At 35.6% G+C, this 19518-nt stretch carries 18 protein-coding genes and 1 other annotated feature; of the genes, 1 reads left to right on the top strand and 17 read right to left on the bottom strand.

What is annotated here, in order from left to right:
- Position 1: 1 nt before the first annotated feature.
- From pfkB to T529_RS0103365, 17 genes are all read right to left on the bottom strand, one after another.
- Entirely contained in the window at positions 2–916 is a 915-nt protein-coding gene (gene pfkB / locus T529_RS0103450; RefSeq protein ID WP_033162228.1) for a 1-phosphofructokinase, read from the bottom strand.
- Between the two features lie 100 nt (positions 917–1016).
- Positions 1017–1868, bottom strand: a complete 852-nt coding sequence (locus T529_RS0103445; RefSeq protein ID WP_033162227.1) for a MurR/RpiR family transcriptional regulator — start codon at positions 1866–1868, stop codon at positions 1017–1019.
- A gap of 97 nt (positions 1869–1965) precedes the next feature.
- Positions 1966–2907: a calcium/sodium antiporter gene (locus tag T529_RS0103440; RefSeq protein WP_033162226.1), complete on the bottom strand. Its 942-nt coding sequence runs from the start codon at positions 2905–2907 to the stop codon at positions 1966–1968.
- A 4-nt stretch (positions 2908–2911) separates the two neighbouring features.
- Positions 2912–3826 carry a patatin-like phospholipase family protein gene (locus T529_RS0103435; protein WP_238560776.1) on the bottom strand — a complete coding sequence of 305 codons (915 nt, stop codon included), beginning with the start codon at positions 3824–3826 and terminating at the stop codon, positions 2912–2914.
- Between the two features lie 45 nt (positions 3827–3871).
- Entirely contained in the window at positions 3872–5131 is a 1260-nt protein-coding gene (locus T529_RS0103430; RefSeq protein WP_033162224.1) for an RNA-binding domain-containing protein, read from the bottom strand.
- Between the two features lie 73 nt (positions 5132–5204).
- Positions 5205–6275: a 6-phosphofructokinase gene (locus tag T529_RS0103425; RefSeq protein ID WP_033162223.1), complete on the bottom strand. Its 1071-nt coding sequence runs from the start codon at positions 6273–6275 to the stop codon at positions 5205–5207.
- 15 nt (positions 6276–6290) lie between these two features.
- Positions 6291–8309: a polyphosphate kinase 1 gene (ppk1, locus tag T529_RS0103420; RefSeq protein ID WP_033162222.1), complete on the bottom strand. Its 2019-nt coding sequence runs from the start codon at positions 8307–8309 to the stop codon at positions 6291–6293.
- A 136-nt stretch (positions 8310–8445) separates the two neighbouring features.
- Positions 8446–8991 (bottom strand): glutathione peroxidase, encoded by a 546-nt coding sequence (locus T529_RS0103415; RefSeq protein WP_033162221.1) that lies wholly within the window; start codon positions 8989–8991, stop codon positions 8446–8448.
- A 113-nt stretch (positions 8992–9104) separates the two neighbouring features.
- On the bottom strand, positions 9105–9422 hold the full coding sequence (gene trxA, locus T529_RS0103410) for a thioredoxin (RefSeq protein WP_033162220.1): 318 nt from the start codon (positions 9420–9422) through the stop codon (positions 9105–9107).
- 79 nt (positions 9423–9501) lie between these two features.
- Positions 9502–10833, bottom strand: coding sequence for an MATE family efflux transporter (locus T529_RS0103405; protein WP_033162219.1), 1332 nt, complete (start codon positions 10831–10833; stop codon positions 9502–9504).
- Positions 10823–11971 (bottom strand): AI-2E family transporter, encoded by a 1149-nt coding sequence (locus T529_RS0103400; RefSeq protein WP_051646831.1) that lies wholly within the window; start codon positions 11969–11971, stop codon positions 10823–10825. Before T529_RS0103400 ends, T529_RS0103405 begins: the two co-directional genes overlap by 11 nt.
- Positions 11972–12050: 79 nt before the next feature.
- Positions 12051–12836 (bottom strand): carbon-nitrogen hydrolase family protein, encoded by a 786-nt coding sequence (locus tag T529_RS0103395; protein WP_033162218.1) that lies wholly within the window; start codon positions 12834–12836, stop codon positions 12051–12053.
- 62 nt (positions 12837–12898) lie between these two features.
- A complete protein-coding gene (locus T529_RS0103390) occupies positions 12899–13930 on the bottom strand; it encodes a bile acid:sodium symporter family protein (RefSeq protein WP_033162217.1) in 1032 nt (343 codons plus the stop codon).
- A gap of 68 nt (positions 13931–13998) precedes the next feature.
- Positions 13999–14222, bottom strand: a binding site (T-box leader).
- Positions 14223–14420: 198 nt separating this feature from the next.
- A complete protein-coding gene (locus T529_RS12465) occupies positions 14421–15116 on the bottom strand; it encodes a hypothetical protein (protein ID WP_051646830.1) in 696 nt (231 codons plus the stop codon).
- Positions 15109–15753: an ABC transporter ATP-binding protein gene (locus tag T529_RS0103380; protein WP_033162216.1), complete on the bottom strand. Its 645-nt coding sequence runs from the start codon at positions 15751–15753 to the stop codon at positions 15109–15111. Before T529_RS0103380 ends, T529_RS12465 begins: the two co-directional genes overlap by 8 nt.
- Positions 15743–16549, bottom strand: a complete 807-nt coding sequence (locus tag T529_RS0103375) for a hypothetical protein (protein WP_033162215.1) — start codon at positions 16547–16549, stop codon at positions 15743–15745. Before T529_RS0103375 ends, T529_RS0103380 begins: the two co-directional genes overlap by 11 nt.
- A gap of 638 nt (positions 16550–17187) precedes the next feature.
- Complete coding sequence (locus T529_RS0103365; protein ID WP_033162213.1) at positions 17188–18018, bottom strand: hypothetical protein; 831 nt, start codon at positions 18016–18018, stop codon at positions 17188–17190.
- Positions 18019–18672: 654 nt separating this feature from the next.
- Here T529_RS0103365 and T529_RS0103360 point away from each other — a divergent pair.
- Positions 18673–19371, top strand: a complete 699-nt coding sequence (locus tag T529_RS0103360; RefSeq protein ID WP_033162212.1) for a LytR/AlgR family response regulator transcription factor — start codon at positions 18673–18675, stop codon at positions 19369–19371.
- Positions 19372–19518: the final 147 nt, after the last annotated feature.

Here is a 19518-nt window from a genome sequence, read left to right as displayed (position 1 = left end):
ATTATTTGTTTCCCCTTAAATTTCTCAAATTTTCATAAATAAAATCTTTTGTAGCGAGTGAATCACTAAATGCAGTCGCACCACCACTTGCAGTACCAAGTTCAAGTGCTTCTTCATAGTCCCCATTCTTTAAGTATCCGGCAATAAAGCCAGCTACCATTGAATCACCAGCACCAACGGAATTCTTTACTTTACCCTTGCAAACACCCATACGATGTGTTTCACCATTTTCATCAACAAGAAGACTACCATCTCCAGCTAATGATACAAGGACATTTCTTGCGCCCATTTCCTGAAGCTTTTTCGCATATTTCACGATATCTTCTTCACCTTGTAATTTCACATTAAAGATATCTTCAATTTCGAAATTATTTGGCTTAATTAGGAATGGCTTATACTTCAGTACATTCACAAGTAACTGTCCTGTTGCATCCACAACCGCATAGATATTCTTGCTGGCAAGTTTTTCTAAAATAGTTTCATAGATATTGTTAGGTACACATGATGGAATAGATCCTGATAAAACAAGCACATCACTCTTGCCCATCTTATCAAGTTTCGCAAAGAGCTTATAAAGATCAGATTCAGTAATTTTAGGCCCCATGCCATTGATTTCTGTTTCTTCATCACTTCTAAGCTTGACATTAATTCTGCTCATGCCTTCTTCGACATCAATGAAGTCGCCATCAACGCCCATTTCCTTCACGCCAGCCTTAACCTTTTCACCAGTAAAGCCCGCAGTAAATCCTAAAGCCTTTGTAGAGTAACCAAGTTCTTTCAAGATAAAGGACACATTAATGCCCTTACCCCCTACGAAGATATGTTCTTCGTTGACACGATTCACGACACCTGTTTGAAAGTGATCGACACTGATCACATAGTCTAAAGCAGGATTAAAAGTAACTGTGTAAATCATTTTTCTTTTTCCTTTCCGCTATATTCTATCTTCATTTTATAACGACGTTATATTTTCGTCAATATCATATTCACGAAAATTACTTTCATATAATGAAAGATTAACGTTTATCAACCGCAAACATTTCTTCACATGTGGCCATTCGCTTATGTGAATCAGGTATCATCACAGTTAAAAACAAGAAAATAATTTCCATCACAGTCGTTGCCGAAACACGACTGAAACAGAATTCATCAAGAAAGAGTTTTTCACGTGATGCTGTTGTAATATGATAAGTCACCTGATCACCAATAGCAGAATGTGGATTATTGGTAATGCCAATTGTAGTTGCGCCATTCTTATTCGCAATTTCAACAGCTTCAACAACTTTATTCGATTCACCAGAATTCGATATTGCAATCAGAACATCTTTTTGACCTAAGGTATGTGTATAGGAAAGCTGCGTTTCCCAAATCGTGCCCGCTGTTGTTGGTATACCGAGTTCATTAAGCTTAAAGGCACCATCAATTGCAACCGGAATAGTATTGCCTACCGCAACAATTTGAACAGCTCTTGCATGTAAGATAGCCTTAAGCAATGATTCAAACTCTTTTGGATCAATCATATTCACTGTCTGCTTGAGTTCTTCTATTTTATTCGCCAGAATATTTTGTAAAGACTGGCCAATATTATCACAGCTGATATCGTTTGAGATATTGCCTTCGCCATAAGTTTCTACCATTTCTTTGGCAAGTCCAATCTTCAGCTGATGAAAGCCCTTGACACCAATGCGCTTACAGAATCTTGAAACGGACGCTTCTGAAACATCACTTTCTTTGGCAAGTTCTGATACAGTCATATCAACAACTTTTTTATGATTATTCAGTATATATTTCGCAATCTTCTTTTCTGAATCAAAAAACTGGTCATACATGACAGAAATATGATCCATTACCGTTAATTGATCACTCATGTTTATCCCTCCACGAAATTTATTTTCATGAATAATGATAACATGATATATAGCGAAAGAAAAGCACTTACATTGAAAAAAAGCAGGTCGATATGACCTACTTCAATAAATAAATCAGATAAATACTATAAACAACGAGCATGGCAATACCACCATAACGTTTCAGCTTATGATCCTTATTGAGTACAAGTAAGGCTAATATTACTGTTGCTGCAATGGCCATGATTGAATCGACAAAGAATTGAGGCTGATAGGCAATTGGTGTGATCAATGATGATAAGCCAAGAATAAAGAGAATATTGAAGATATTGGAACCAACAATATTACCAATGGCAATATCCGCCGAACCTTTCTTAGCAGCCGTCAAAGATGTGACAAGTTCAGGTAGCGATGTCCCAAGGGCAACAATTGTCAAGCCAATAACACGTTCACTTACACCAAGTATTCTCGCAATATTGCTTGCTCCATCAACCGCAAAGTTACTCCCAATCACAACAACGGCAATACCCACAACCGTCATTAATAATAGCACTGCAATATTTCTTTCCTGAATAGGCCCTTCATCCTCTTCCTCAATCAAGCCATTCTTTGTCATAAAGAAGAGATAGCTTAAATAAGCGATGAATAGCACAGTCAGAATAATCCCATCAGTGAGAACCAGCTTCTGTTTTCTTAAACCTAAAACAGGAAGTATGATTGAAATAGCAATTAAAAATGGTATTTCGTAATTGATGGTATTTTTCTTCAAGGCAAGTGGTGTGATGATAGAAGTAATGCCAAGGATAACTAAAATATTCAGGATATTCGAACCTAATACATTACCAATTGCAATATCCGCACTATGCTTGAAGGCTGATGTGATGGATACCGCTGCTTCTGGTGCACTTGTTCCCATGGCAACGATTGTTAATCCGATGACAAGAGAAGGAATACCAAGCTTGTTGGCAATGCCACTTGCGCCTGAGACAAGCCAATCCGCTCCTTTAATCAGCATCAAAAAACCGATGGCGAGTATTCCAATATTTATAATGATTTCCATATATTTACTTTTCCTTTCGCTGTAAATAAGCCTTAAGCTCATCAATACGCCTTTTGGCATCAAACAAGCCAAGATAATACATCTCGCCTAGCTTATCCATATCTCCTTCAACTCGTGATACACCTAGATCTTTGCTTGGGGTAAAGACAAAGACTCTCCCCTCTTCTTCGAGACGATCAAGCTGGTCAAGATCAACATTGTATGCCGCATCGCTTTGAATAAGCGTATTCGCAAAGGCTGGATAATGACGGTAGGCAAAGCGTGTATAAAGAGGATGACGGTCCGTTAGATCTTTACGATAGGCATGGGTTCTTGTCTTGACGACAATAATATTCTCATAGCCTTCCTTCAGTGCCCATTTATAAGGAATATGATCTGAGCAGCCACCATCTAAATAAGGTTCCCCATCAATATAGACCATTTGACTGACATAGGGCATGGATGCTGAAGCCTGAATTGCTTTATTTAAATTGACTTTGCCCTTTTCAAAATAGGTTGGCTTACCTGTCTTACAATTGGTTGCCACAGTGACAAAACGTCTTCTTTCATCACGCAGGGCTTCTAAGTCAATGGGATCCACATCATTAACCTTATCCAGAACAAAGTCAAAGCCAATAATCCCTCCATTATTCTTATAGGCCTCAATGCCAACATAAGCCGAATTATGGCGATTACGTAGATTAATGCGGGCAGAGCGGCCAATTTGACCGGCCAAATAGCCTAAGCCACTCATTGCTCCAGCTGAAACACCAATCACACATTGCATATTGATATCTGCTTCCATTAAAGCATCAAGCACGCCCTGGGTATAAAGACCACGAAAAGCACCACCTTCTAAAACAAGACAACCCTCAGTAATATTTTGAGATGCCTTGCCACGAGGTAACTGGTTGATTTTTGCATAGACTTTTTCTTTCATCTTCATCACCTCTTTTGGCTATCATAATACGAACGCGTAAACTTTTCAACGTTCATTTTTTAAGGCATATTTCGTATTGCGGCCATTCCCTATTTTCTTGACCTTTCCCTTTTCAACCAGACGTGAAAGGACACGGTAAGATTTCGTTGGACCACAATCCAGGATCTGTTCACATTTCAGCCGCGTAATAAATGGATGCTTCTTAAGATAAACAAGCAACTTTTCCTCACCATTATCATTATCCTCTCGGCCTTTCTTATTTGGCGAAAAATGCATATTATAGAGCGTTACGACAAACTCTCCTGGCACTTCCACAAAGAGCGGTTCGTGGTCATCATCAAATCCATCTAAAATCTTATGAATGCCTGTCCCATAGCTATCAGTTAGTTGAAGATGATAGAAGAATTCGGCAAGATAGCGATTACGACTCTCACTAAAGCCCACCCGCACCGTTTCAAGGGAAATCCCATCAATTAGCTGACCACGGCTACGAAATTCCATGTGATCATTATAGATATAGATATAGTTGGAGCCACGTTTTGTATAATCACGATGGATAAACATATTAGTTAAAACTTCCCATAAAGCTAAATCAGGATAGGCATGATCTTTGTTGTAGGAAGAAAGATATTGAAAGGCATCATCTAACTGTTTCAACAAGGATCCTGTAAATTCACGTCTTGAATCAAGATCTGTCTGGGATGATGATTGAATATAGACAGCTTTTGTCGTAAAGGGATTTTGGTCACTTAATAAGAGACCAAGATTGGTATACTGGTCAACATCATCAAGAATACGCATATTCAACAAGATATCACGATCAAAAGGCATATTCATCTTAGCCATCTTCTTGTTTAAAGTATGAAAAGTGAGCTTTTGTTCTAGCGAGCGGTTTTCTTCAAAGTGACCTACACCATAGTCCTCAATCATCTTCATGATGCTTTCCTGACTCATTGGCTGACAGCTTGGACCAATGCGCATATAGACACCACGTGATGTCATGCCCGCTTTACGTAAATAATAAGGGCGATTTGTTCCCACTTCAATGACGACCTCAATGCATGTCTTGCCTGCCTTGACAACCGGCTGAACAGATACAAAACTCATCGCATCAGGGGATATGCCTCTGACTGAATTGATAATACGAAGCATGCAGTCATCGAGATCTTCAACGCCAACAACTCTTCCCTCATCATCAACACCAATAATAATCTTCCCCCCACCAGCATTAAGAAATGAGACAATTTCCTTTTTAATATTATCAGTATACTGTCGTTTGAATTCTAGATATGTATTCTCTTCCATCTTTCTCACCACCTATCTCTATTATAAGAAAGAAAGAGAAAGCAGGCAAAGAAAAAGAGCGCATCATACGCTCTTAATCACCAAAACATACACCCATCAGTTTAGCATTCTGGACAGGCTTTCCTGCTGGATCAACATATTTCAGTTTACCTGCAGTATCTTCTAGTGGAATGGATCCCACTTCTCCCTGCTTTAAGACGACAAGCTGTCCAAAGCTACGATTCATAATGAGACGAGCGCCTTCGATACCAAACCGCGTAGAAATCGTACGGTCATAGGCATCTGGTGCACCACCACGCTGTGAGTGGCCTATAACTGATGTACGGATTTCTAATTCAGGCATATCCTTTGCTAAGTCTTTGGCAATATATTCAACAACAGAACGACCTTCACGGCTTGCTACCAAGGCCTTATATTTCTTCTTTGAAAGTGTCGCTTCTTCTTTTGTCAAAGCGCCCTCTGAGCAGGCAATAACGGTAAAGTTCTTGCCCTGTGCTTTACGCTGTTTGATTTTCTTTTCAATATTCTTAAGATCGTAAGGAATTTCTGGTAAGAGAATGATTTCACAGCCCGTTGCTAGACCGGCAGCAAGTGTAATATGACCAACCTTATGGCCCATAACTTCAACAATAAAGACACGGCCATGGGATGCAGCTGTAGTATGGATTTCATCAAGATATCTTGTTGCTACTTCAATAGCACTAGAAAAACCAAATGTATAATCTGTTCCATATGTATCATTATCAATAGTTTTAGGTAAACCAATAACATTAAGACCTTCCTGAGCCAAGAGATTGGCAGTCTTGAGTGAGCCATTACCACCTAGTACAGCGAGTGCATCAAGATTGAGTTTTTTATAAGTACGTTTCATCGCCTTAACCTTATCAAAACCATCCTCAACAACACGCATCATTTTAAAAGGACAGCGAGAAGAGCCAAGAATTGTGCCTCCCTGAGCAATGATACCAGAGAAATCACTTGGTTTCATCTTGATATAATCTTCATACATCAATCCCTTATAACCATTCTTGAAACCAATAATTTCCAAATCTTTCACATTCGCATAGAGCGTCTTTGCCAAACCTCGCATTGTAGCATTAAGAGCCTGACAATCCCCTCCACTTGTAAGAATACCTACACGCATAAAGCACACCTCCAATTATTTCAAAAAATATTCTTGCACATTAAATTTAGGTTCTTTATTTTTGACACGTTTATAGCTACGATCACTTAACAGTTCACAAGCTTTCACATTGTCTTTGAAGTAAGCATTGAACATTGTAATGACTTGATTGCGAATACGTTCATCAAGAAGAGGTGCAGCCACTTCCACGCGACGTTCCAGGTTTCTTGTCATTAAGTCAGCTGAAGAAATATAGACATCAGGACTTGTACGACCAAAGATATAAATACGAGAATGTTCAAGATAACGACCGACAATAGAAATCACGCGAATATGATCCGTATAGTCCTTAACACCTGGCACAATACAACAAATACCTCTAACAACCATATCAATATGAACACCAGCCTGGCTTGCTTCAATAAGCTTTTCAATCATTGGCTTACTTGTCACAGAATTGCACTTAAAGCCAACATAGGCATCCTTGCCTTCTTTTGCCAAGGCAATCTGTTCATCAATCTTTTTAAAGATATGATCAAGCATACAATGTGGTGAAACAAATAAGTAATTGGTATGATGCTCAGTTTCCCCTTGTAGGAGATGGGTAAAGATATCATTGACTTCTTCACCAATTTCATTACGTGCTGTCATTAAAGAGAGATCCGTATAGAACTTACTTGTCTTTTCATTATAGTTTCCTGTACCAATCTGACTGATATACTGAATATGGTCTTCCTTTAGAGTAATCAGGCATAGCTTACTATGGACTTTATAGCCCTCTAGCCCATAAATAACCGTACAGCCAGCTTTCTCCAAGGCCTTTGATTGACCAATATTATTCTCTTCATCAAAACGTGCACGCAGTTCAACAAGCACAATCACTTCCTTGCCATTTTCTGCTGCTTTAATTAAGGCATTAACAACCCTTGAATTCTTCGCTACACGGTAGAGTGTCATTTTAATAGAAACAACACGTTCATCAACAGCTGCTTCATCAAGCATTCGTAAGAAGGAATCCATTGAATTATAAGGATAAGCCAGCATAATATCATGATTCATCACTTGTTCAAGCATTGGTTTCTTGTCATTAACAAGTGGTGATTTCTTTGGTGGCAATGGTGTATAGAAGAGCTCTGGATGGGCAATCTTTAAAACATCACGCAATTTGCCAAAGAAAGAGAAATCAAGTGGGGAAGCACTGATAAAGGCCTGTCTTTCATCAAGATCAAGGAATTTTGTGATCATGGAGATTTCAATATCTTCAAGTCCTTCTGTATATTCTAAGCGAACCGGATGAAGATGGCGTCTTTCCTTAATCAGCTTCTCCATAATTTCACGATAACTATTGCCTTCAATGATATCATCTTCATCAATATCTGCACTTCTTGTACATCTGATGACGGATGATTTTTCCACCTTATATTTCTTAAAGAGCTTTGATAGCTGTGAAGCAACAAGCTCTTCAACTAAGATATAATGACTTCTTGTGACTGGAAGTTCCATTAAGCGTTCATCCATCACATTCGCAAGAGAAACGATACCTAGCTTTCTCTTCCCCTTATGGCTTGTCAGCTGAGCTGCAATAAAAAGTTCACCATTATTCATAAATGGAAATGGCGTACGCTTAGAGACAACAAGTGGTGAAAGCAGTGGCATGATTTCTCGATCAAAATAGTTTTCTAGCAAGCGCTTATCATCCTTATTGTCAATTTCATCAAAAGTATCCAGTTTAACATTGTATTCTAAGAGCTCATTCATAATTTTCTGATAATAGCTATCTTTCTTATGATTGAGACGTCTAATCTTTGTGAAACAAGCTTTCAGCTGTTCTTCAGCTGTCATCTCACTCTTATTATCAATCATGGCTGGATAAAACAGCATCTGGTCATAAAGAAAACCAAGACGTACTCTAAAGAATTCATCCAAGTTTGTCTGGTAGATAGACACAAAGTTCATCTTCTCCGCTAAAGGCACCATGTTGTCATTTGCCTGTTTTAATACACGATCATTAAATTTGAGCCAGGAAAGCTCACGGTTATCCATATATTCTTTCATTATCAATATCCCTCCCATAGTAAACACATTCTACAACATCAATGTAAAATCTATATTAACCTGCGGTAAAGATTTATCTATATATACTATGTTATACCTTTAGGGAAGAATGCAAAAGAAAAAACTCCCTAGGGAGTTAAATTAATGCAGCAACAGCTTCTTCTACACTCTTCATGTTAGCCGTTGGTTCAAAACGACCAACAACTTCACCATCTCTATTGACTAAGAACTTAGTGAAGTTCCATTTAATATTAGGATTATTCTTATAATCCTTATCAATCTTCTTAAGCATAACACGCATAGCTAAAGCTTTTGCACTATTACCGAAGCCTTTAAATGCCTGCTGACTTTTCAAATAGGTATAGAGTGATAATTCATTTTCACCATTGACATCACTCTTTTTCATCTGTGGGAACTGTGTATTATATTTAAGTGTGCAGAATTCATGAATTTCTTCATCTGTTCCTGGTGTCTGCCCGGCAAACTGATTACAAGGGATATCAAGAATCTCAAGACCTTGATCATGATATGTCTCATAGATGCTTTCAAGATCCTTATATTGTGGTGTAAAGCCACAGCCAGTTGCTGTGTTGACAACAAGAACGACCTTACCTTTAAAATCCTCCATTGATTTTTCTTCACCATTAGCTGCTGGAACTGAATATGTATAGAATTGACTCATATAATGACCTCCATTTCACTTATTATTTTAGCACTATTTATATTGTTGTCAACTTAGTTTTGTACAATTTATATGAACAAAAAAGATATTGGCTTTCACCAATATCCCTTGCATTATAATAACTGATCAAGTTTATTTGTAAGAGCTGTTGCTGGCATAGCACCAAGTGCTTCATCAACAACCTGTCCACCCTTGAAGAACTTAAAGTTAGGAATAGACATAACACCATACTGCTGTGCGACTTCAGGGTTTTCATCGACATTGATTTTAACGACCTTTGCCTTACCAGCATATTCTTCAGAAATCTTGTCTAAAGCTGGTGACATCATCTTACATGGACCACACCAGTCTGCATAGAAGTCAACTAATACTGGTACACTCGCATTAAGTACTTCTGTTGGAAATTCGCTTGCATTAATAATTTTACTCATATATTTTTACCTCTCTTTTTTCTTTTACAACTACAGTATAGAAATTTATTAGATTGCGGTCAATCATTATGCTTTCTATTTATTGATGGTGAGCTAGCCAGTTTGCTTTCTTAAAGTAGACAACAAGCAAGATGGCACAAATCACCCATGTTAGTGGCCAGCCGAGATACACAACAACAATAGAATGAACAAAGTGATAAGCTATTGCCAGATAGATCTGACGAATAACGACATAGCATCCAACCATCGTATACATTGGAATCTTAGAAATACCCACACCTCTTAATGCACCGGCTAAAATATTTGTGATTGGGATGACAATATAGCCAGCACACATCACCTTAGCCATTAAGAAGCCGCTCTCAATAACTTCTGGCTGTTTTGTGAATAAGCCAATTATGCGATGCCCAAAGAAGAAGAGGACAACCATGAATAAGAAAGCTATTATTTCATTCATAATCAGAGTTTGACGAATACCTTTCTTAACACGCTCATACTTCTTTGCCCCAACATTCTGACCGACAAATGTCGTAATGGCGAGTGAGAATGACTGAACAGGTAAAATCACAAATTGATCAATCTTTGTATAAGCGGCATAACCGGCTACGGCATTTGCCCCAAAGCGGTTAATATAGGATGTTGACCAGACATTGGAGAAGGAAACAATACAGTTCTGTATAGCTGTTGGTACACCTATTTGAATAATTCTCTTTGTCATATGACGATTGAAATGTATTTGCGAGACGTTTATACGATAATTCGCCTTTACTCTTAACAATCTCACCACGACAAATAAAGCACTTAGACCTTGAGATATCAATGTCCCATAGGCAACACCGGCAACACCAAGATGTAAGTAGAGTACAAAGACAAAGTCAAAAATGACATTTGCGAGTGAACTGATAGCCAGATAATAAAGTGGTCTTTTAGAATCCCCAATAGCACGCAGAATACCTGAACCCATATTATAGATCAATACAAAGCTGACACCATAAAAATAGATTTTCAAATACAGTGTTGCAAGGGGCATTATTGATTGTGGTGAACGAATAAGTTCAAGAATTGGTCTTGCGACAAGAATACCGATAATCGTAAAGATCATGCAAAGCACTAAAGTCAATGCAGCAGCAGAATGAACAGCCAGGCTCATATGCTTGTCATCTTTAGCACCATAGTACTGTGAAATGACAACACCTGCCCCAGTTGATAAACCTAGAAATGCACCGACAATAACATTAATAATGGGCGTTGATTGCCCTACGGCTGCCAGGGCATCGGGTGAAACATAATTTCCGACAACATAGGAATCAACGGTATTATAAAGTAACTGAAAGAAGTTACCTATTAATAAGGGGATTGTGAAATAAAGAATAGATTTGCCAACATGGCCTTCAATAAGATCATTCTTCACTTGTCATCACCTCTTTACGACGCTGCTTCATGCGTCTATGTAAGTCATTACGTAACAATGTATAAAGGGCGCTAGTGATTGGGACACCAAAGATGACACCACCAAAACCAAAAACACCACCAAATACCGTAATAGAAGCAAGCACCCAGATACCAGGTAAGCCAAGCGATGTTCCTACAACTCTTGGATAGATCAGATTGTCTTCAAACTGCTGAAGAATAACAATAAAGATCAGGAACTGTATGGCTTTGACTGGGGAAATAGTAAAAATAAGAAAAGCTGAAACAAGTGCACCTAGATAGGCGCCAAGGACAGGAATGAGTGCCGTTGTCCCAATAATGGCCCCAACCATCAAGGCATAGGGGAAACGCAGAATAGTGCATCCCAATGCCGCAAGCACCCCAATAATAAGTGCTTCAGTCACTTGCCCAATCACAAAATTCTTAATGGATTCATTAAAAACATGGGCAACATAACTTATTGTTGGATAAGCTTTAGGCAAATAGGTTTTTAAGACACGATTAAGCTGAGCTAAAAGTGTTTCCTTTGAGCCAAGCAAATAAAGGGAAAACATAAAGCCAAAAAAGAGTGTTGCCACAATGCCAGCTATCGATGACAATACTTTCGTCATATTGGAAAGCAAACCTGAAGCTCCGGTAAAGAGATGCTTCAACATATCCGTACTTGTCGAAGATAATGAACCTTTGCTTAAGTCGCTTAAGAAGGTCTCAATTGGGGTAATAAAGCTCTTGAGCTGGGGATATTTTGATAAGTCGTTGAGATAAGGCGATAAGGCCTTAAAACTATTTTTCAAGAGAAGTTCTGTTGCATCAATAATCTGTGGCACAATAATAGATACAAGTAAAGCAAAAAGTAGCACAACACTTAGATATGAGAGAATGATACAGAGTGGTCTTTTTGCTTTTTGATATTTCTTTTTAAAAATATATTGATAAAGCTTTTCAAATTGAATCATCAAGATATTGACAACATAAGCCATCAACAAACCAATGATCATCGCACTCGATGCTTTTATAATAGACCCTACTAGCGCTACAAAGCTCTTCCAATAGAGTATAGCAAGATAGAAAACAAAGCCAACAATCGCCATAGGAATATATTTTTGATATTTTTGCATGTCATACACCTCGACTACAGTTTACCGAAATGTCGATAAAAGACAAGGAAAACAAAAAAAGATGATGAAAGTTCATCATCTAAAGATAGAAAGAGGTTCTTCTTAGACTAAGATAAGCCTGTTTCTTGATTGCATTCAGATCAAGATCGCAATAAAGAAGTTCCTGATAATCACTGCCTTTGATCAAGGTTGTACCTTTGTAATCAACCACAAGAGATTCACCTGCAAAGTCCATTGCATCTTCTTTACCCACTCTATTACACATTGCGATAAAGACAGAATTCTGGAAAGCCTGCACACGCATTTCCTGCTCAAAAAGCTCCATATCTTCCTGCTTGGTATTGACTGTTGGGACAAGAATAAGCTTAGCTCCCTTTAAGGCTTCAGTGCGGATGCTTTCAGGAAAATGCCGATCAAAACATACCACAATCCCAATCTTGCCAAGTGGTGTTTCAAAGACATGAAAACCATCATTTGATGGTGTGTAATAGGCTGATTCATGAAACCACTTTGCATCACCAACATGGACCATCTTTTGTACACCTTGTATTTCTCCCTCTTGATTAATAAAAAGACTAGCATCATAACATGCAGCATCTTCCTTAAGATAAATATTAGGTACAACACTGATATGATATTCTTTAGCCGCCTGACAATAAGCTTTTACAATGGGTGAATCTAAGGTTAATGCATAATGCGTAACATCTTTGTCTTTATATTGGGGAAAGAATTCCGTTAGGAATACTTCAGGAAAGAGAATGAGATCAGCTTGATGATTTGCCGCTTCTTCAATAGCTGATAAGCTCTTTTTGAGATTGTCATGTATATTACCTTCATTATACATCTGGTACATTGCGATTTTCATAGCCATCCTCCCTTTAAAAAAGGGTATCCACCCCTGCAATCAGATGGATATCCTTTAATAAATTATGCTTTTGCAGCAACTGTTTCTTCACTTTCAGCCTTAGCTTCTTTAGCTTTATCAAGATGAGCGAAGAAAGCAGCGATAAGCGTACCTGAGATAGAGTGCCATACACATGAGACAGCGGCAATGATTGTTGCCTGTGGCATTGTCGCAAACTGTGCTGTAGAAGTCGCAAGGTTTGTAGCAAGGCCGGCATTCTGCATACCAACTTCAATAGAGATTGTTCTTCTCTTAGGTGTACTCATACCTGTAAGCACGCCAGCAAGATAGCCTAAGCAATAACCAACAAAGTTATGTAAGAAGACTGCGACAAAGACAACAACACCAGAAGTGATGAAAGCTTTACCCTGTGATGACATAACCCCACCAACAACAGCTGCTAAGCCAAGAACAGCAACACCTGGCATAACTTTCTGTACTTCCTGGAATACTTTGTTTCTACCAAGCTTATAATTTAAGAAGAAACCAACAGCAACTGGTAAGAGCACTGTTTCAATGATGGAAACAAACATTGGGAAAGCCTGAATCTTAATAGTTGCCCCGCCGGCAAGCAAAGCTACCATGAATGGTGTCATCACTGGTGAAAGAATTGTTGAAGCAGTTGTCATACCAACTGAGAAAGCAACATCACCACCACAAAGGTATGACATGACATTTGATGAAACACCACCAGGACAGCAGCCAACAAGAATCAAGCCAAGAGAAAGTGCTGGTGAAAGATGTAAAAGACGTGAGAAGAAATAAGCACTAAATGGCATAATCAAATATTGTGCTGCTGCACCAATACAGATATCAAATGGACGTTTAGCAAGAATCTTGAAGTCTTCTGTTGTCAGAGAAAGACCCATTGAGAACATGATCACACCGATGATTAATGACTGCACAGTAAACTTATTACCCACAAAATCATAGAACATAGATAAATTCACCCATGCCATCATCTGAGGAAGGAAGAATGCGAATACAGCAATCGCAATGACAACCCAGACTGTGTAGTCAGCTAGAAATTTTGATACTTTTTGCAAGAACTTCATAAATATTTACCCCCTATTATTGAATACTCTGACCCCTATTGTATATGAGTACAAAAAAGCCGCTCCTATCAAGGAACGACTTACAATCGCGGTACCATCCTTATTCTAGTTATCCTAGCACTCAGCGTGTACTATCATACACTTTCTTGTTAACGGTAGAAAACCGGCACAGCTTACTTCTTTCAGCCTGCTTCTCAGAGATGATATTGTTTGTGCTGCAAACTAGCTTCCACCAACCGCTAGCTCTCTATCCTGTCTTACACAAATAACTTATTCCCTTCAAAGAATTTACTTGAGTTATTCAACGACCATATAATAGAACGCACATTCACTATTGTCAACATATTTTTTGATAAAATACAATTAGTCATATATTAATTTAGCCTAATCATATATTTTCACTTATTTTATTTAGAAAGAAAACGCTTTACTTATCATCAGAGGATGAATGATGAAGATTCTTGTTATCAAAATATGTTTAAAATTGACTTTATTGATATTTATCATAAACCAGTAATGAAATGGATTGATATTGTTTTAACTCATCACTTTTTATGAAAATCGCTGATGCATCTTTAAAGTCACGATAGTGGATTTCTCCCTCCTCAATCCGCTTTGATTCAATAAATAGAGGTAACTCCTCTTTACAGTATTTACTAAATCGTGTTGACACTGGAATATAAGTCATTTCTTCACTCTTCTTATATTTGTATCCTTTCACTTTATCTAGATGTTTGAGAAATAATAAATATTCCTGATGATCATTCATCAAAACATATCCTCTAATTGAAGTCATATTTTCCATACCTTTTTGATAAGAGATGGATACTGGTTCTTGAATATAGATCAGATCACCTTTCTCTAAATGATTTTTTGTCTTATAAACATCGAGGATTTTAACAGGTGTCTTTACACTATTAAGAAATAATTCACTATTATTTAATGATCGAACTTTAACAATTAAATCACTATGTTTCTCTAATTCATCAAGAGTATTTATTGAATCATCAAAGTATAAGCTATCTTCATCATCAGAATATATGAAATGATCAAGATGGTATTGTTTTTTGATTTGACGTAAATGATATTCTCCAGTAAAAGAATGTTTTGTTGCTAATGCATATCCAATAGTTGCACTTATGAAAATGAAAAGAGTTAAAAAATATATTTTCGTGTTTCTAGTCATTTTTCTCAACTCTTTCTACTTTTCCAGAATTCAAATAAATCTTTTCATCAAATAACTCATCAATATCTTGTTGATTATGAGTAGCAATAATAATACAAGCATTGCGTCTCTTTTCTTCAGTTATAATATTCTTGAATTGAATAATAGCATCTTGATCTAGTGCATTTGTTGGCTCATCTAGTAATATGAGGTCAGGTTTCTCCATAATGGCTTGTGCAATTGCTAATCTTTGCTTCATGCCAAGTGAGTATTTAGCCACGGTTCTTTGATCATGAGGATCTAAGCCTACACGTTTTAATGTCTCTATAATATCCTGTTTGGAAATTTTATCTCTTATTTCTGCTAAATACAGCAAATTTTCCATCCCCGTATAGTATTTAAAGAATGAAGGTGTTTCAATGATTAATCCCATTTCAGGTGGATAATCCATATCTTTATGTAATATTTTATGATCAATACTAATTTCCCCTTGATCAATGCGAATCAATCCTGCGATTGCACGCAACAACATAGTCTTGCCTGATCCATTATGGCCACATAGACAATATATTTTCCCACTTTCAAATTCTAAATTTATATTATTTAAAATGATATTTCCTTTGATTTCTCTAGTAACATCTTTTACACTAATTTTCATAATTTTCTCCTAATAAATCTTTTCTATTGATAATGCACATTAATCCAACAACACTTATCACTAACTCAATCATCTGACATATAAAAGAAAAAACATATTTATAATGAGGAAATACAGAATAAGTTATTGACGTACCATAAAAGGTATATTTAGAAACATAATAGTAATTGTAGTTACCATGATTAAACGGGATATACTTACAAAGTTCTAAATAAGATGGAGAATTATGAAAGACTATCCCTGTTATAATAATTGGACTTACAATGACGAGTAATGAAAGAACCATACCAATTTCAAATTTCATGTAATAAAGAAAGAATTCACTTATGAATAATATAATTAATAGCTGCATAGTTGATGTTATAAGCAGTTTAATCAATTCACCTCCAATTATTTGAATAGGATGAAATTGGAATGTTATAAAAGCAATGATGAGTATTTGAATAAGCTGGTAGAATAATGAGTAAAACACATTCTTTATAGCAAAAAATAAAAGGATTTTCGTATTTTTTTCAAATCTGTATTTTATATAGATTTCATTTTCTTTTATTTCCTTAACAATTTCATAGGGTATGAAATAGATGAACAAGACAGATATCAACAATAATGAAATGATTTGAAGAATGGATGTACTCTCTTCTAAAAAAGTCCCTCCCATATACATTTGATATGTGCCCAATAGACTATCAGGTAGAAAATTTCTATGACTGATATATTTCAGTATAAAAGACAAAGCTATGAGAGCGATGATTTTTATCAATATTCCTTTATTCTTTGTGATGAATTTATAGTACATGCTTAGATTCTCCTAACATTTCAAATTGATCAATAGTTCTATATAAAAGAGCTGTTAATAGCATGATGAATAATAATATAGAAACAATGAGGACAGTCTTATTCTCATATTCGAAAAGCATAAGTGCTACTAAATTAGGAATGCGCCTTTCTCTCAACAAGCCACTTAACAAATTAGTAATGTTACTTAAGCAATAAGTTATGATAATTGATATCGTTTTATTTCTTACTCTGATATGTACAATAATATATATCATGCAAATCATCATAATAGTTATAAAGAAGCTAAGGTAATAGCGCATGATCAGAAAGAAATCTATGTGATAAATCAAGGCAGAAATAACATGCAATGGTAACAATAATGCACATGTTATTGTAAATGCGTCCAAAATCATTTTTCCCATAATAAAAGAAAAAAGTCTTTTCTTTGTATGAAATCTCGGCACAATCATATTATTAAATATTGGTAAGATGTCAGTAGAAAAATATGACAGTACTACAGGAATAATAAAAACAACAATAATGATAATGGAAAAAGTATTCACCATGATATTATTCGTATTGACTGATCCTTTAAACATAAATAAAATCACTAATTCCACTATTACGATAAACAAATAGTTATTGATTTGACTTTTATTAATGAATCGATTCATATTTCTTCATTCCCTTGATCAAAATAAAGATTTCTACCACATTTAATAATAGGATTGACATACAAACACTAAAGAGGGATACATCTACATCAATCCCCATATAGGAAATATAATTTAACCAATTCATATTGAAAATGATGCCAATGATACTAATAATTGCCATTCCAATAAATGTCATAATAGCTATTTGAATAAATTCCATATTCTTAAATGGTTTAATAAAACTCAGAGCATAGGGAATATTGGAAATTGTTGCTAGAAAAAGACTAGTGAGTATATTTTTGGACAATATATAGAGCAATGGATATTGAATTCTTAGAAAGTCAAATAATATTTTTTTATCATATCTTTGAATAAGATCATAGACAGGTATACCCCATCGATTATCAAAGCCAACAGTTGGATATACAATATAAGTAATCAACAGATTAACTAATCCTGAAAACAAAACAACACTAAAAACGATAATAAAATTCGCAATAAACTTAGATAAATAATAATCTTTCTTGCTTATTCGTGTGATGACCATTGCTTGCATGCCATTTTTTTCTTCTTTCCACTTGTTTGAAGAATAAATAATCATCACAAGAAGAGGCGATAAATACTCAAAAATGTTGACAATTGCCCTAGCTTTAATACTGACATACATAGAATTATCAATATATGATTTGATATATAAAATATTTTGACCATAGTCATGATAACAATTCAGAATGATACTCATTAAACTTACAAAAAGAATAGCTGCAAATACAAATTTGAACTCAATCTGATTTATTGAGTTCTTTATTTCAATTTTAATTTGTTTAATCATAATCTCAATACACTCATCCTCCATTTCATTCTAACTGTTTGGTACTATAGCTGCATGATTCTTAAGTATTCTCCCTTTATTAATAGTGTTTGCATTCATAATATCCTATGACATTTACTACACTAACTTGCATTTTTACACATTCATTAATTGCATGACGTTCAACAATTTTCTTTTTTTGCTATAAGCAGTTCATAAGTTATTCATACCCAAAACAACAATATCCATATTTTAGCTACATTTACATCCTAACATATGCATCAATGCATTTAATAACTATGTCCTGAAATGTATTTTAATGAGCATAAAGTGCATTTTAGGATATTGAAATAGGCAAATAGGATAATCGCTTCTTTTAATAGCGTATAAATAGCTTCTTGATGATTGCTTCCTGTGCAAATAATCGAGTTGTTTATCATTTACAATGTGTGATATAGTATACTCCATAAAAGAATCATGATAACGATTTTCCTTTGATTTCCATGAACTTCTTTATTGAAAATAGGAATGTGGACTATGTATTGCTAAGATACGAAAGTAAGAATTACGACTTATGTCTGACCAATGGCATTTTGTATTCCTAGTAAAATGAACTATGTTTACTTTAAACATAGTTCAATATTTAACTGATGTAATTTTAGGGAGAGAAGAAAGATGATGAGATGTTGTGTACTGGAAGATAATAATGAAGATTTAAATAAGATTGTTGAATGTATCAAATCAGATCATTATTTAAATGATCATTTAGAAATACAAACATTTTATTCACCAAATCAGATTCATTTATCCACAGATAACTTTGATATTTTATTATTAGATATTGATTTACCCGAACAAAGCGGAATAGATTTTGCTAATGAATACCTTAAAATGCATCCAAATTCTAAAGTTATTTTTATAACTACACATAATGAACTTGTATTTGATACTTTTAAAGTTCATCCCTATAGCTTCATAAGAAAAGAGTATATGCATATTGAACTCAATGATAGCTTACATGATCTGCTTGACTTAATAAAGTTAAACAAAAAGGAACTGATCATAAGTGATAAAGGACATGCTATTACAATCCAACAAAGCGATATCATTTATATCGAGTCATTTAAACATTATTGCTATATCTATACAAAGGGATGTCCTGATCCATATAAAACGAGAATAAGCATGTACCATGTTATCAAAGATCTTGCCTTTTATTTCTATCGCGTCAATCGTTCCTATATCATTAATCTCAATGAAATTAAAAAGATCCAGAATGGTAAGGTCACGTTAAAAAACAATTTAGAAGTATCAATACAACGTGGACAAACCAAAAAATTTCAAAACACCTATAATGATTTTATTTGTAGATAAATTATCATAACAAGTGCAACACATGAAAAGTTCATAGGAATTATCTATGCTACTATGTGAGTGACCAAAAAAACATAGAATGGAGATAAGCCTATAAACTATAACCATATTAACATAAATGAGCGTTCCTGCATCTATCAATTTCTC

This window comes from Sharpea azabuensis DSM 18934 (assembly GCF_000702165.1).
Lineage (GTDB): Bacteria > Bacillota_I > Bacilli_A > Erysipelotrichales > Coprobacillaceae > Sharpea > Sharpea azabuensis.
The sequence above is the reverse complement of the archived record's forward strand: the minus strand, read 5'-3'. Positions and strand labels throughout refer to the sequence as shown.